Source organism: Maribacter sp. MAR_2009_72, assembly GCF_007827235.1.
Classification (GTDB): Bacteria; Bacteroidota; Bacteroidia; order Flavobacteriales; family Flavobacteriaceae; genus Maribacter; species Maribacter sedimenticola.
The window spans coordinates 1,913,596-1,929,798 of sequence record NZ_VISB01000001.1 but is presented as its reverse complement, the minus strand read 5'-3'; the positions used below and the strand labels follow the sequence as shown (position 1 = coordinate 1,929,798).

Genomic DNA, 16,203 nt, shown 5'->3' with positions numbered 1-16,203 from the left:
TTTATACTGAAAAGGAAGAGTAGGGACAGTCCCATAGCTCAGCTGGTTAGAGCGCTACACTGATAATGTAGAGGTCGGCAGTTCGAGTCTGCCTGGGACTACAAACAAAAAGGTCGTTTTTGGTTAAGCGGCACGTTCATTAAGGATTGAAGGAAATTTTAGGAGTTGGGTATCCCAAGTTGGCGTATGGTCATCGATTAACTGATAACTGTTAACTGATAGCCGACGACTGAAAACGGGGGATTAGCTCAGCTGGCTAGAGCGCCTGCCTTGCACGCAGGAGGTCATCGGTTCGACTCCGATATTCTCCACCAGGCAATGCCCGGGATATGAAATACGATCTTAGGAGCTTGCAGTGATTGGCATAGATGATTTAATTGTCTATCGCGACTCGCGATCGTTCATTGACATATTGGAACAGGAGGTAAGACATTTTTAATGTTTTACCGACTAAAAAAGAAAGAAACACGAATCTTTATTAAGTAAAGAGTACGAATTAAGAATAGAATAGATTAAAGATCTGGCGACAAGCTGGAAAAGGGCGTATGGGGAATGCCTAGGCTCTCAGAGGCGAAGAAGGACGTGATAAGCTGCGAAAAGCTGCGGGGATCGGCACACACGATATGATCCGCAGATATCCGAATGGGGCAACCCGGCATATTGAAGGTATGTCATGGCGTAAGCCAAGCAAACCCGGGGAACTGAAACATCTAAGTACCCGGAGGAGGAGAAAACAAAAGTGATTCCGATAGTAGCGGCGAGCGAAATCGGATTAGTCCAAACCGTTGTTGTTTCGGCAATAACGGGGTTGTAGGACCACGACATTCGAGATGTGATGAACTAGAACGCTTTGGAAATAGCGACCATAGAGGGTGATAGTCCCGTATAGGCAAAGAGCATTTAGATAGTGGTATCCTGAGTAGTGCGGGGCACGTGAAACCCTGTATGAATCCGGCGGGACCATCCGCCAAGACTAAATACTCCTGAGAGACCGATAGTGAACCAGTACCGTGAGGGAAAGGTGAAAAGAACCGTGAATAACGGAGTGAAATAGATCCTGAAACCATACGCTTACAAGCGGTCGGAGCCCATATGGGTGACGGCGTGCCTTTTGCATAATGAGCCTACGAGTTACTTTTACTGGCAAGGTTAAGTTCTTCAGGAACGGAGCCGTAGCGAAAGCGAGTCTTAATAGGGCGCCATAGTCAGTAGTAGTAGACGCGAAACCGTGCGATCTACCCATGGGCAGGTTGAAGCTGTGGTAACACATAGTGGAGGACCGAACCCGTTGACGTTGAAAAGTCTTGGGATGACCTGTGGGTAGGGGTGAAAGGCCAATCAAGCTCGGAAATAGCTCGTACTCCCCGAAATGCATTTAGGTGCAGCGTGTAGATAGTTTCATAGAGGTAGAGCTACTGATTGGATGCGGGGGCTTCACCGCCTACCAATTCCTGACAAACTCCGAATGCTATGAAATGTTTCTGCGCAGTGAGGGCATGGGTGCTAAGGTCCATGTCCGAGAGGGAAAGAACCCAGATCACCGGCTAAGGTCCCAAAGTATATGCTAAGTTGATATAACGCGGTGGAACTGCATTGACAGCCAGGATGTTGGCTTGGAAGCAGCCATTCATTTAAAGAGTGCGTAACAGCTCACTGGTCGAGCGGTTCCGCATGGATAATAATCGGGCATAAGCATATCACCGAAGCCGTGACTTTGTATTTATACAAGGGGTAGGGGAGCATTGTAACTGCGTCGAAGGCGTACCTGCGAGGGATGCTGGAGCGGTTACAAACGAAAATGTAGGCATAAGTAACGATAATGCGGGCGAGAAACCCGCACGCCGAAAGACCAAGGTTTCCCCAGCTATGCTAATCAGCTGGGGGTCAGTCGGGACCTAACGCGAACCCGAAGGGGATAGTGGATGGACAACAGATTAATATTTCTGTACCTGCTCACGCTAAAAGTGACGGAGGCGAGAAGTTGGTGCGTACAGACGGAATTGTACGTTGAAGGGAGTAGTAATACCCCGATAGTACACCGAGGCCACGGCCAAGGTGATAATCCAGCATATCGACTTCCAAGAAAAGCGAGTGAAGCAGCCCGTACCGTAAACCGACACAGGTGGTTGGGATGAGTATTCTAAGGCGCTCGAGAGATTCATGGCTAAGGAACTAGGCAAAATAGACCCGTAACTTCGGGAGAAGGGTCGCCCCCTTATGGGGGGCCGCAGTGAAGAGGTCCAGGCGACTGTTTATCAAAAACACAGGGCTCTGCAAAATCGAAAGATGAAGTATAGGGCCTGACACCTGCCCGGTGCTGGAAGGTTAAGAGGAGATGTCATTCCTTCGGGGAGAAGCATTGAATTGAAGCCCCAGTAAACGGCGGCCGTAACTATAACGGTCCTAAGGTAGCGAAATTCCTTGTCGGGTAAGTTCCGACCTGCACGAATGGTGCAACGATCTGGACACTGTCTCGGCCATGAGCTCGGTGAAATTGTAGTATCGGTGAAGATGCCGGTTACCCGCAGTGGGACGAAAAGACCCCGTGCACCTTTACTATAGCTTCGTATTGACCTTGGTCAAGCAATGTGTAGGATAGCTGGGAGACTTTGAAGCCGCATCGCCAGGTGTGGTGGAGTCATTGTTGAAATACCAGCCTTTGCTTGTCCGGGGCCTAACCCTCCAAGAGGGAACAGTGCGTGGTGGGTAGTTTGACTGGGGTGGTCGCCTCCAAAAGAGTAACGGAGGCTTCTAAAGGTGCCCTCAATACGGTTGGCAATCGTGTGTAGAGTGCAATGGCACAAGGGCGCTTGACTGGGAGACATACAGGTCGATCAGGTTGGAAACAAGAGCATAGTGATCCGGTGGTTCCGCATGGAAGGGCCATCGCTCAAAGGATAAAAGGTACGCCGGGGATAACAGGCTGATCTCCCCCAAGAGCTCATATCGACGGGGGGGTTTGGCACCTCGATGTCGGCTCGTCACATCCTGGGGCTGGAGAAGGTCCCAAGGGTTGGGCTGTTCGCCCATTAAAGTGGCACGCGAGCTGGGTTCAGAACGTCGTGAGACAGTTCGGTCTCTATCTACTGCGGGCGTTAGAAATTTGAGTGGATCTGACTCTAGTACGAGAGGACCGAGTTGGACCGACCGCTGGTGCACCAGTTGTTCCGCCAGGAGCATCGCTGGGTAGCTATGTCGGGATTGGATAAGCGCTGAAAGCATATAAGCGCGAAACCAGCCACAAGATGAGATTTCTTTAAAGGGCCGTGGGAGATGACCACGTCGATAGGCTATAGGTGGAAGGGCGGTAACGTCCGTAGCCGAGTAGTACTAATTGCCCGTCAGGCTTGCGCATACGCTCGTCCCGTTCCTTGGAACGGGGCGGACGAGGGTCTTTACTTCTTTCTTTTTATACCGAAACATACTTTTTGATATAAGTGCCTCTTTCCTTTATAGTATCCTGTTCCATTCATGTCAACGATATTGCGGCGGAGGCCGCGATCGGGAATGCCCGATCCAAAACTTAGGTGGCCATGGCGACGGGGCCCACCCCTTACCATTCCGAACAGGGAAGTTAAGACCGTTTGCGCCGATGGTACTGCTATACCAAGTGGGAGAGTAGGTAGCCGCCTTTTTCGAAAGCCCCTTACAACTTTGTAAGGGGCTTTTTTTATGCGGAAAGGTCACCGTAAGTATATCACACCGGACAAACGGTGATAAATGGTGTAAAAGAAAAAGTCCCCAACTATCTAGAAGATAGTTGAGGACCTAAAAAAGTAATTCAAATAATCCTATACCCTAGGCAAATCTCCGTCTCCTTTTAAAGGTAGAGCTGAAGACCCCATCAAATACTTATCTACATGATGCGCTGCTTGTCTTCCTTCTGAAATAGCCCAAACGATAAGAGATTGTCCCCTACGTTGATCGCCGGCCGCAAAAATACCGGGGATATTGGTTTGATAATTATCTTCGGAAGCTTTGATATTGGTTCTTTGATCTAATTCTACACCAAATTGCTCTGCCAAAGTTGTCTCAGACCCTGTAAAACCCATGGCTAGTAAAGCCAATTCACACTTCCATTCTTTTTCTGTACCTTCTACTTCCTTTAATTGCGGTCTTTGGCCAGGAGTTTTAATCCATTCCACTTCAGAAGTTATCAATCCTTTTAAATTTCCATTTTCATCTCCAATAAATCGTTTGGTAGAAATGCTAAAGAAACGTTCAGCACCTTCTTTATGAGAAGAGCTCGTTCTTAACCTCATTGGCCAAAATGGCCAAGGTTGGTCCTTAGGTCTTTCTGGTGTGGACATTGGCATAATTTCAAAGTTTGATACGGAATTGGCTCCATGTCTTATGGAAGTGCCAATACAATCTGAACCTGTATCACCACCACCAATTACAACAACATCTTTATCCGTAGCCTTAATTTCCTCACCTAAATCTTGTATACCGTCTACACGTTTATTGTTCTGACTTAAAAAATCCATGGCTTGAACAACTCCTTTTAGATCTGCACCTTCTATAGGTAAATTTCTTCTAACGGTAGCTCCACCAGAGAGGATTACTGCATCAAACTCTTGTTTTAATTCATTTGCCATGATATCCTTACCGACATGGACATTGCATTTAAATGTAATACCTTCTTCCTTTAGAACTTCTAGCCTTCTATCAATCACACTCTTTTCCATCTTAAAATCTGGAATACCGTATCTAAGAAGACCGCCTGGTTTAGCATCCCTTTCAAAAACAGTGACCAAATGACCAGCGCGGTTTAATTGTTGTGCAGCCGCAAGACCAGATGGTCCCGAGCCTATAACCGCAATTTTTTTATCCGTTCTGTTAAGTGGGGGTTTTGCGGAAATCCACCCCTTTTCAAAAGCAGTCTCTACTATATTCTTTTCGATATTTTCTATAGTGACCGGATCTTCATTTATTCCTAAAACACACGCTTCTTCACAAGGTGCAGGACAGAGCCTACCTGTAAATTCAGGAAAATTATTGGTTGAGTGCAAGATTTCACTCGCTTTTTCCCATTTGCCACGATAGACTGCATCATTAAAATCTGGTATTAGGTTACCCAAAGGGCAGCCACTATGACAAAATGGTATACCACAATCCATGCAACGTGCGCCTTGGTCCTTTAGTTCGCTTTCCGGCATTTTAACCGTAAACTCCTTGTAATTTTTTATACGTTGTTCTACAGGAGCATATGCTTCTACTTTTCTATCGAATTCCAAAAATCCTGTTGTCTTCCCCATGTTTCGATTTTATATGGTTTGTAAATTTTCTTTTTCTAAGCGCAAAAGGGCTTGTCTATATTCTTCTGGCAGAACCTTCACGAATTTTGGTAAATATGATTCCCAGTTTTCCAATATTCTTTGTGCCAATGGACTTGATGTGGAATTATAATGACTTGTAATTAAATCTTTTAATTGATTAATGTCATTGTCTTCCGTTACATCCAATAGGTTTAGACCTTCTGTACTACACTGTTTTCTAAAGGTTTTTTTCTGATCAAGGACATAAGCTATACCGCCGCTCATACCAGCACCAAAGTTTCTACCTACTTCACCCAGTATAACTGCAACACCCCCTGTCATATATTCGCAACCATGATCGCCAATTCCTTCAACAACGGCTTTTGCTCCCGAGTTACGAACACAAAAACGTTCCCCGGCCTTACCGTTTATATAAGCCCTACCTGCGGTAGCACCATATAGCGTAACATTGCCTGTGATTACATTATCTTCTGGGACTATAGTAGATTTTTCAGGTACTTTTATAACAAGTTTAGCCCCTGAAAGCCCTTTTCCTAAGTAATCATTGGTGTTACCATTAACGACCATAGTAAGTCCTCTGGTTGCAAAAGCACCAAAACTTTGTCCTGCTGAGCCCGTAAAATTAAGTCGTAAGGTATTTATAGGCAATCCTTCTGCACCGTAAGTCTTAGAAATTTCATTACTGATTATTGCGCCTACTGCGCGATCGGTATTGCAAATAGGATAATCCAATATCAATTTCTCCTTTCTGAACAATGATGGATTAGCTTTTGCTATAATATCAAATTCAATAGACTTATCAATATCGTGTTTTTGTTTTTCGGTATTATAGAATTTAGTGCCCATAGGTACATCTACCTGATGCAATATAGGTGTAAGGTCAATACCTGCGGCCTTATAGTGTTCTATAGCTTTTTTACGATCCAATTTTTGAACTTGGCCAACCATTTCATTAATGGTTCTAAAACCTAATTGCGCCATAATTTCCCGTAATTCTTGTGCTACGAAATACATGTAGTTGACTACATGTTCCGGTTTACCTGCAAATTTTTTCCTCAATTCAGGATTTTGTGTTGCAATACCTACTGGACATGTATTTAGATGACAAACCCTCATCATAATACAACCAGAAGCTACTAGCGGAGCGGTTGCAAACCCAAATTCCTCAGCGCCTAATAAACATGCTATGGCAACATCCCTTCCGGTTTTCAATTGTCCATCACATTCAAGAACGATCCTATTCCTTAAATCATTTAATACTAGGGTTTGTTGTGCTTCTGCAATACCAAGTTCCCAAGGTAATCCGGCATGCTTTAGGGAAGTTAATGGGGAAGCACCTGTACCACCATCAAAACCACTTACAAGTACAACATCTGCTTTGGCCTTTGCAACCCCTGCGGCAACTGTACCCACACCCACTTCAGAAACCAATTTTACATTGATCCTTGCTTTTCTGTTCGCTGATTTTAAATCATAAATTAATTGGGACAAATCCTCAATTGAATAAATATCATGATGTGGCGGTGGTGAAATTAGACCCACATATGGGGTGGAATTTCGGGTTTTAGCTATTTGTGGATTTACCTTTGGTCCAGGTAATTGGCCACCTTCACCAGGTTTGGCACCTTGGGCCATTTTTATTTGAATTTCCTTTGCATTGGTCAAATAATTGGATGTAACGCCAAATCTTCCGGACGCTACTTGCTTTATGGCACTATTTTTCCAATCTCCCGTTGCATTCTTATAAAAACGGTTCTGGTCCTCACCACCTTCTCCAGAATTACTTTTACCACCAATACGGTTCATGGCGATTGCCAAATTTTCATGCGCTTCTTGACTAATGGAACCGTAGGACATTGCCCCGGTCTTAAAACGCTTGACAATTTCTGTCCAAGGTTCAACTTCTTCTAGCGGAATTGGGTCATAGTTGGAAAATTCAAAAAGTCCCCTAATGGTCATCAGGTTTTTGGACTGTTCATTAACCATACTGGAATATTCCTTATACGTGTCCGGCTCGTTATTACGAACGGATTTTTGAAGTTTTGCAATTGTAAGCGGATTGAACATATGTTTTTCTCCATCTCTTCTCCATCTGTACTCGCCTCCAATCTCTAAATCCAAAGAAGCTGCAATTTCACTTTTATGAAATGTTTTTCTATGTCTTAAAGCAATTTCCTTTTCTATTTGATAAAGTCCAATACCTTGAATACGGGTTGGTGTATTGGGGAAATATTTATCAACAACTTTGGTGTTGATACCGATACATTCAAAGAGCTGAGATCCACGGTAAGAATTCAAAGTAGATATCCCTATTTTGTTCATTACCTTCAGGATTCCTTTACCAATGGCCTTATTGTAATTTTTAATGGCCTCGTCAAAAGTTATTTCGGTGATATCATGTTCTTCTATTTGTTCTGCTATGATTTCATTAACCAAGTAAGGATTTATAGCACTGGCCCCGAAACCGAATAGGAGTGCAAAATGATGTACTTCCCTAGGTTCCGCAGATTCTATAATGATACTTAACTTGGAACGTTTTCCTAATTTTTGCAATCCGCTATTTACGAACGAACAGGCCAATAGTGCAGGTATGGGGGCAAATTCCTCGCTAACGCTTCGGTCAGAAAGTATAATTATATTGGTGCCTTGGTCAACTGCTTTAGAGGCTTGGTTCAATACAGACTGCAACGCATCTTCCAAACCATTGTGTCCTTTATTAATATCATAAAGAATGGGTATTGAAACCACTTTGTAATCAGGACTAACATCATAATTTTTTATTTTGTCCAAATCTTCCTTGGATATCACAGGGTTTTGAATTTTCAATTTTCTGCAGTGAAGTTCTGAAAATTCAAAAATATTGTGGTCGCTACCAAGAGTTAAACTAATATCTGTAATCAATTCCTCCCTTATTCCATCTAAAGGTGGATTGGTAACTTGAGCGAACAATTGTTTGAAATAATTGTATATAAGCTGTGGACGTTGAGACAATACCGCAATAGGGGTATCTGAACCCATAGATCCTATTGGCTCCTTACCGGCTTTTGCCATTGGTAGGACTATTGTATTGATATCTTCCAAGGTATATCCAAAGACAGACTTCCTTTTTTCAAGGGATTCTTCGCCCAAGAACAATGGGCAATCATTATATGGTATATCCTTTAAGTGAACCAAGTTATCCTTTAACCATTTACTATATGGTTGCTGTTTGGCAATTTTCTCCTTTATTTCCTCATCATTTACAATTCTGCCCTCTTCCATATTTACCAAGAACATTTTTCCTGGTTCTAGTCTTCCATGAAATTCAACATTTTCAGGAGTAATTTCCACGACGCCAGTTTCTGATGACATAACAACATAATCATCTTTGGTAACGGTATATCTAGAAGGCCTTAAACCATTTCTGTCCAAAACCGCACCAATAAAGTTGCCATCTGTAAAGGGTATTGATGCAGGTCCGTCCCAAGGTTCCATCATACAGGAATGATATTCATAAAAGGCTCTTTTTGCCTCTGACATTTCCGTATTTTTCTCCCAAGCTTCAGGAACAAGAATCATCATTACTTCAGGTAATGATCTACCGGTCATTAATAATAATTCTACCACCATATCCATTGTGGCAGAATCTGATTTTCCAGGTAATATGATCGGTAAAATATTCTTTATTTCATCACCGAACATTTCACTCTTTAAAAGCTCTTCCCTAGAGTACATTCTAGATACATTACCTCTAAGGGTGTTTATTTCTCCATTATGGCACATGTACCTGAACGGTTGTGCCAAATCCCATGTAGGGAAAGTATTGGTAGAAAAACGTTGGTGCACCAAGGCTAATCTGGTAACCACGCGCGAATCCATCAAATCTGAATAATAAAGACTAATGTCCAAAGGCATTAACAGTCCTTTGAATATGATGATTTTTGTTGATAGGCTTGGAACGTAGAAAAATTTATTTTCGGATAATTTGGATTTTATAATAGTATGCTCCGTTATTTTTCTAGCGATGAACAGTTTTAGGTTGAATTCAAAATATTCCTGTTCAGGATTTTCTTTGGCAACGAATATTTGTTTTACGAACGGTTCCGTTTCAGAAGCAATTCTACCGGGTACGGAACGATTAACGGGAACATTACGCCAACCTAATAATTTTAGGCCTTGTTTTTTAATATTTTCCTCAAATACGGAAATACAGAAATCTCTCTGGTTTTCTTTTCTTGGAAAGAATATATTACCAACGGCATAATCTCCTGCATCCGGTAGGTCAAAGTCACAAACTGCCTGAAAAAAATCGTGGGGTATGTCAATAAGGATACCGGCTCCATCTCCTGTCTTTCCATCGGCGCTAACGGCACCTCTATGTTCCAATCTTTCCAGTATTTCTAATGCCTTATGGATGATGTCATTAGATTTTTTTCCTTTTAGGCTGCAAATAAAGCCAGCTCCACAGTTGTCGTGTTCAAATTCTGGTAGGTATAACCCTTGCTTCTTCAATGTCATATTTGTGGTATTTCTTCAAAAATATCAATTTATTTGAATTATATTCAATGTTTCAAACTAATTCAAGTAATAAATTCAACGATTCTAATTAAACCATAAAAAATCGACAATTATCAATTTTTGATTGGTTCAATTTATCAGATTGATAAATTTAAGTTAAAGCGAGTGAATAATGGAAGAAAACTGGGGGGTAAAATTCGCGAAGTAGTAGTTTGTAACAATTTCACCCAAGCTTATGTGGTGATCAACAATTTTTATTTGGCAAAAATATAATTGTACCCCCTAATAATTTAGGGGGTGCATTTATAAAACCTATTTTTTATTGTAAAATACTACGGGAAATAACAATTTTCTGAATTTCCGAAGTGCCTTCATAAATCTGTGTTATTTTGGCATCACGCATAAGTCTTTCTACATGATAGTCCTTTACAAAGCCATTACCTCCATGTATCTGAACTGCCTCAACTGTAGTTTCCATAGCCACTTTAGAGGCATATAGTTTTGCCATTGCTCCTGAAAGGTCATAATTTTTTCCGTTATCCTTGTCTCTTGCTGCTTGGTATACCAATAATCGTGCAGCTTGTATTTCAGTATGCATATCTGCCAATTTAAAGGCAATAGCTTGGTGATTACTGATTTCTGTTCCAAAAGCTTTTCGTTCTTTTGAATATTTTAAGGCAAGTTCATAGGCTCCTGCAGCAATACCTAATGCTTGGGCGGCAATACCTATTCTGCCACCTGCCAAGGTTTTCATGGCAAATTTAAATCCAAAACCATCTTCACCTATTCTATTGCTTTTTGGGACCTTTACATCATTGAATATAAGAGAATGAGTGTCGCTTCCGCGTATCCCCAATTTATTTTCTTTAGGGCCAATTTCAAAGCCTTCAGCTCCTTTTTCAACGATCAAGGCATTAATGCCCCTGTGCTTTTTTTCCTTGTCTGTCTGTGCAATAACAATATAAACACTGGCTGAACTACCATTGGTTATCCAGTTTTTTGTGCCATTTAATATATAATGGTCACCATGATCTATGGCCGTGGTTCTTTGGGACGTTGCATCACTACCGGCTTCCGGTTCGGAAAGACAGAACGCGCCCAGAACTTCGCCAGTTGCAATTTTGGTAAGGTATTTTTCTTTTTGTTCTTCTGTGCCAAATGCTTCCAATCCCCAGCACACCAAAGAATTGTTGACCGACATTATTACAGAAGTAGAGGCATCAATTTTTGAAAGTTCTTCCATGGCCAATACATATGATAAAGTGTCCAGGCCGCTTCCCCCATATTTAGGGTCTACCATCATCCCTAAAAATCCTAATTCGCCAAGTTTTTTAACCTCTTGTTCAGGAAATCGTTGGGCATCGTCTCTTTCGATTACTTCCGGTAATAGTTCGGTTTGCGCAAAATCCTTTGCAGCTTGTTGAATTAGTTTTTGTTCTTCGGTTAAAGAAAAATCCATGTATTAGAGGTTAAAAGTTATGTTCTCAAAGATAAAGATATACGAAGAGAAAATCTAGAGCAATCTTGATCAGTAATGGCTCGGCGCTACTTTGAATTTGTTAATAACATATTAAATTTCAGGTGGTCTATGCTCTATATTCGTTAAAACGATGTCAATAAAAACTCGTTAATATTTAATTAGTGGTATTTAAGTATTTGGATGTCAGATATCTTGGCTATTATTGTCAATTCATTAGGAATTCACGTACAATTTTAAATATCTTTAGATAATTTAATTTTTTGGAATTTGAACTTATATTTGACAACTTACTAGAAGACATTAAAAAAACCAACAAGTATGGAGACCATTATTATCATAGTTTTTTTAGCAGGATATCTTGCTATTACCTTAGAGCATAATTTAAAAATAGATAAGCTTATACCGGCCTTGGCCATGATGGCGATTTTATGGGCCATTATTGCTTTGAGCCATCTAGATGTTTTTGAGGTAAATACGGTACTCCAAGAATTGGAACCAACACATTTAGATGAAATTTTATTGCATCATTTAGGTAAGACCGCAGAAATTCTGGTCTTTTTATTGGGTGCCATGACCATTGTGGAAATCATTGATTATTTTGATGGTTTTGCCACTATTAAGGGATATATAAGGACGCGAAGTAAGAAGAGATTATTGTGGTTGTTCGCCACATTGGCATTCGTGTTATCTGCAATAATCGATAACTTAACGGCAACTATTGTATTGATAACCATATTACAAAAGGTAATCAATGATAGAAATACGCGACTTTGGTTTGCAGGTATGATAATTATTACGGCAAATGCCGGTGGTGCATGGTCACCAATTGGGGATGTTACGACTACTATGCTTTGGATAGCCAATAAGGTATCTGCCGGTCAATTGGTTATTCATGTTTTAATACCATCTATAGTTTGTATGGTGGTGCCAACTTTTATAGCCAGTAACAATAAGGCATTTAAAGGAGTTATTGAAGGTGAGTTCGTGTCAGAGGAACCTAAATCCAAATATGGTTCTATAATGCTTTATTTAGGTTTGGGCGCAATTGTTTTTGTTCCTTTTTTCAAGACGGTTACCCATTTACCACCTTATGTAGGTATGATGTTGTCTTTGGCTGTAGTGGCAACCTTTGCGGAAATTTATAGTAATAAAAAGTTTAGCATTTCAAATGTAGATGGTGGAGATCATGAAGAAGGCGGTCACCATAGTCCGGTACATCATTCTTTATCCAAAATTGAATTGCCAAGTATTCTGTTCTTTCTAGGAATATTGTTAGCTGTTGCCGCACTTGAATCCCTAGGACTTTTATTTCATTATGCGCAAAGTTTGAACGAGGCCATTCCTAATACGGATATCGTGGTTATGTTGTTTGGAATTGGATCGGCTGTTATAGATAATGTGCCATTGGTTGCTGCAAGTATGGGGATGTTCAGTCAGGCGCTTGATAGTCCTTTATGGCACTTTATAGCATATTCTGCTGGTACAGGAGGAAGTATGCTGATCATTGGTTCGGCTGCGGGAGTCGTTGCCATGGGAATGGAGAAGATTGATTTTTTCTGGTATTTGAAAAAGATTACGTGGCTTGCATTAGTAGGTTTTGTTAGTGGTGCGGCAGTATTTATATTATTAAGAGATTTTGTGCTTCACGGATAATTTAATTGACAATTCATCGTTATAAAGGCAAATTCAATACTTAAAGAACACTATGTTATTATTCCAGGATTTGGCTCAAGATGCGAGCGATGAATTAATGTCAGAAGAAAAAACTTTATCGGTTATAGATCTGATCTTTAACGGTGGTACGGGTAGCGTTATCATTATTACAGTTCTTTTTATAATGTTGGGTGTAGCCCTTTATATTTATTTTGAAAGACTCTTAGCGGTCAACGCTGCTTCCAAAATAGATAAAAATTTCATGAACCAGATTAGGGATCACGTTACTACGGGTAAGCTTGAAGCTGCAAAAATATTATGTGCACAAACAGATTCTCCGGTTGCTAGATTGACGGAAAAAGGAATTTCAAGAATTGGAAAACCTTTGGATGACATCAATACGGCCATAGAAAATGCCGGAACTTTGGAAGTGTATAAGCTTGAAAAAAACGTAAGTATACTTGCTACAGTTGCAGGAGCAGCACCAATGATCGGTTTTTTGGGAACCGTTATTGGTATGATTCTTGCATTTCATGAAATGGCCAGTAGTGGTGGTCAAGCGGAAATGGGTTCATTGGCATCTGGTATTTATACGGCAATGACAACAACGGTAGCTGGTCTTATTGTAGGGATTATAGCGTATGTAGGTTATAATCATTTGGTAAATAGAACAGATAAGGTCGTTCATAAAATGGAGGCCAACGCCGTAGAATTCCTAGATCTATTAAACGAACCCCTTTAATTTTATCCTATGAAATTAAAAGGAAGAAATAAGGTCAGTCCAGACTTTAGTATGTCCTCAATGACGGACATAGTATTTTTGTTGCTGGTATTTTTTATGCTAACGGCCAACTCGCCAAATGCCCTGGATCTTTTGCTTCCAAAGGCAAAGGGTAAATCTACGAATACCCAAAACGTATCGGTTAGTATAGATAAAAACTTGCAATACTTCGTAAATAATGAGCGCATTAATGGGGAGTATATTGAGATAGAACTTAAAAAGGCACTTGCTGGGCAGGATAATCCTACTATTATTCTAAGGGCAGAGGAAAGTGTAGCAATAAAGGAGGCGGTAAACGTAATGGATATCGCCAATAGAAATAATTATAAGGTTATTTTGGCGGTACGCCCTAATTAAATGGCTTTTCTAGATACAAGACATAAAAAGAAATCGTTGACACTTACCACATTGTTGTTAAGTGCTCTGCTATTGGTTTTGTTTTATATAGGGCTAACTTATATGGATCCCCCCGAAGAAAATGGAATTTCCGTCAATTTTGGAACCATGGAATTTGGTAGCGGTAAAGTACAGCCCAAGGAAAAGATTCGGTCAGAACCATTGGATACTCCTCCTGTGGAACCTGTACAACAAGAAGTTGCCGAAACGATTGAAGAGCCTGTAGAGGAAGTGGAGGAAACTGCGGCCGAAAAAGAATCACCTTCAGAAAAATTGTTAACTCAAGAGTCAGAGGAGGCCATAAAGATAAACCAGGCCAAAGAAGCCAAAAGAAAAGCAGATGAAGCTGCTGCCGATGCAAAGAAAAAAGCAGAGGCCATAGAGAATAAGAAAAAGGCAGAAGCAGCTAGAATTGCTCAGCAAAAAAAGGACGCGGAAGAAAAGGCCCGCCAAGAGCAGGAAGCAAAAAAACGAGCTTTAGATGAGATGATGGGCGGCCTGAACAAGTCAGACGGTACAGCTTCCGGTAGTGAAGGAGACGATAATAAGGCTGGTGATAAAGGGCAGCCAGATGGTGATCCTTATGCAACCAGTTATTACGGTAGTCCGGGTAGCGGAAGCGGAACAGGCGGGTATGGTCTTAATGGAAGGTCTTTAGTGAACAAAGGGAAAGTGCAACAAGAGTGCAACCAGTCGGGTAGGGTTGTTGTTAAGATAGTTGTGGATAGAAACGGAAAAGTTGTTAGCGCAACTCCAGGTGTTAGAGGTACAACAAATAATGATCCTTGTTTATTGGAACCGGCAAGAAAAACGGCATTTATGCATAAATGGAATTTGGATAGTAATGCCCCAAGTCAACAAGTAGGTTTTGTTGTTGTTAACTTCAAATTGGGAGAGTGACCTATAAGAATACGTTAAGTTGGATGTTTGCTCAACTTCCAATGTATCAAAATAAAGGTAAGGATGCTTTTAATGCCAAGTTGGATGGTATAAGGAACCTGACCGGCTATTTAGGCAATCCACAAGTAAAATTTAAAAGTATCCATGTTGCCGGCACCAATGGTAAGGGTAGCAGTAGCCATATGCTGGCGTCGGTCTTACAGGAGGCCGGTTATAAGGTAGGACTTTATACATCACCACATTTAAAGGATTTTAGGGAACGTATTAGAATCAACGGGCGTAAGATTAAAAAGACCGAAGTGGTTCGTTTTTTTGAAGAGAACAAAGGATTTTTTAACGAAAATAAGTTTTCCTTTTTTGAGATGACGGTGGGTATGGCCTTTTCCCATTTTGCAAATAAAAAAGTAGATATTGCCATAATAGAAGTAGGATTAGGAGGCAGATTGGATTCTACAAATATTATTACGCCAGAAGTGAGCTTGATCACTAATATTGGTTTTGATCATACGGATATGTTAGGGGATACATTGGCCAAGATAGCTTTTGAGAAGGCTGGTATTATCAAGAATAATGTTCCTGTGGTTATTAGTGAATATAGCAAAGAAACCGCTCCTGTATTTATTGAAAGGGCCAAAAAAATGAATGCGGAAATTACTTTTGCGGAGAAAGAGACCTTTTCTTCTTATGAAGTTGGACTGTTGGGAAATTATCAGCAAAAAAATAGTAAAGGTGTTTTAGCTACACTGGAAAAATTAAAAAAGTTTCCTGTTGACGAAAGTCATATTGTAAATGGTTTAAAAAACGTAGTTGTAAATACCAAGCTTATGGGGAGGTGGCAGCAATTAGGGGAACATCCTACCATAATTTGTGATACTGCCCATAATAAAGAGGGGCTCGCGATAGTATTAAAACAAATTCAAAAACAGCAATATGAAAAACTGCATATAGTTTTGGGATTTGTAAAGGATAAGGATGTTAGGGGTATTATGGGTTTATTTCCAAAAGATGCACTATATTATTTCACTCGGCCAAAAATTGCAAGGGGCTTAGATGAAAATCAGTTGACCACACTATTTCTTGAAGCTGGATTTCATGGGAAGGCATATAAGACTGTAAATAAGGCGTTTAAAGCTGCTCAAAAACATGCAAAAAAATCCGATTTTATTTATGTTGGAGGAAGTAATTTTGTCGTAGCGGAAGTTCTTTGATTTTTTATT

At 40.8% G+C, this 16,203-nt stretch carries 8 protein-coding genes, 2 tRNA genes and 2 rRNA genes; 9 read left to right on the top strand and 3 right to left on the bottom strand.

Translation table 11 applies throughout. The features are described 5' to 3' along the window. The first annotated feature begins 27 nt into the window (after window positions 1–27). The 4 genes from JM81_RS07975 to rrf all read left to right on the top strand — a co-directional run bounded on the left by JM81_RS07975 (window position 28) and on the right by rrf (window position 3,635). Window positions 28–101: transfer RNA gene (locus JM81_RS07975), tRNA-Ile, on the top strand. Window positions 102–237: 136 nt separating this feature from the next. Then, window positions 238–314: transfer RNA gene (locus tag JM81_RS07970), tRNA-Ala, on the top strand. A 209-nt stretch (window positions 315–523) separates the two neighbouring features. Next, a 23S ribosomal RNA gene (locus JM81_RS07965) occupies window positions 524–3,355 on the top strand. A gap of 168 nt (window positions 3,356–3,523) precedes the next feature. Beyond that, window positions 3,524–3,635, top strand: a 5S ribosomal RNA gene (gene rrf, locus JM81_RS07960). 156 nt (window positions 3,636–3,791) lie between these two features. Here rrf and JM81_RS07955 read toward each other — a convergent pair. The 3 genes from JM81_RS07955 to JM81_RS07945 form a co-directional block, all read right to left on the bottom strand. Further along, window positions 3,792–5,258, bottom strand: coding sequence for a glutamate synthase subunit beta (locus tag JM81_RS07955; RefSeq protein ID WP_144802071.1), 1,467 nt, complete (start codon window positions 5,256–5,258; stop codon window positions 3,792–3,794). 9 nt (window positions 5,259–5,267) lie between these two features. Further along, window positions 5,268–9,776 carry a glutamate synthase large subunit gene (gene gltB / locus JM81_RS07950; RefSeq protein ID WP_144802068.1) on the bottom strand — a complete coding sequence of 1,503 codons (4,509 nt, stop codon included), beginning with the start codon at window positions 9,774–9,776 and terminating at the stop codon, window positions 5,268–5,270. Window positions 9,777–10,095: 319 nt separating this feature from the next. Next, entirely contained in the window at window positions 10,096–11,235 is a 1,140-nt protein-coding gene (locus tag JM81_RS07945) for an acyl-CoA dehydrogenase (RefSeq protein WP_144802066.1), read from the bottom strand. A 339-nt stretch (window positions 11,236–11,574) separates the two neighbouring features. On the opposite strand from JM81_RS07945, the gene nhaD reads away from it, so the two are divergent. From nhaD to JM81_RS07920, 5 genes are read left to right on the top strand one after another with little or no spacing between them, the layout of a single operon-like run. Next, the gene (gene nhaD, locus JM81_RS07940) at window positions 11,575–12,909 is read left to right on the top strand and encodes a sodium:proton antiporter NhaD (RefSeq protein WP_089263275.1); all 1,335 of its coding nucleotides are present in this window, start codon (window positions 11,575–11,577) and stop codon (window positions 12,907–12,909) included. Between the two features lie 52 nt (window positions 12,910–12,961). After that, on the top strand, window positions 12,962–13,651 hold the full coding sequence (locus JM81_RS07935; protein WP_089263277.1) for a MotA/TolQ/ExbB proton channel family protein: 690 nt from the start codon (window positions 12,962–12,964) through the stop codon (window positions 13,649–13,651). Window positions 13,652–13,660: 9 nt separating this feature from the next. Then, window positions 13,661–14,047 carry an ExbD/TolR family protein gene (locus tag JM81_RS07930; protein WP_089263279.1) on the top strand — a complete coding sequence of 129 codons (387 nt, stop codon included), beginning with the start codon at window positions 13,661–13,663 and terminating at the stop codon, window positions 14,045–14,047. Then, window positions 14,048–14,986, top strand: coding sequence for an energy transducer TonB (locus tag JM81_RS07925; RefSeq protein ID WP_144802064.1), 939 nt, complete (start codon window positions 14,048–14,050; stop codon window positions 14,984–14,986). Continuing rightward, window positions 14,983–16,194 carry a bifunctional folylpolyglutamate synthase/dihydrofolate synthase gene (locus JM81_RS07920; RefSeq protein ID WP_144802061.1) on the top strand — a complete coding sequence of 404 codons (1,212 nt, stop codon included), beginning with the start codon at window positions 14,983–14,985 and terminating at the stop codon, window positions 16,192–16,194. The genes JM81_RS07925 and JM81_RS07920 overlap by 4 nt, the downstream gene beginning before the upstream one ends. Window positions 16,195–16,203 lie beyond the last annotated feature (9 nt).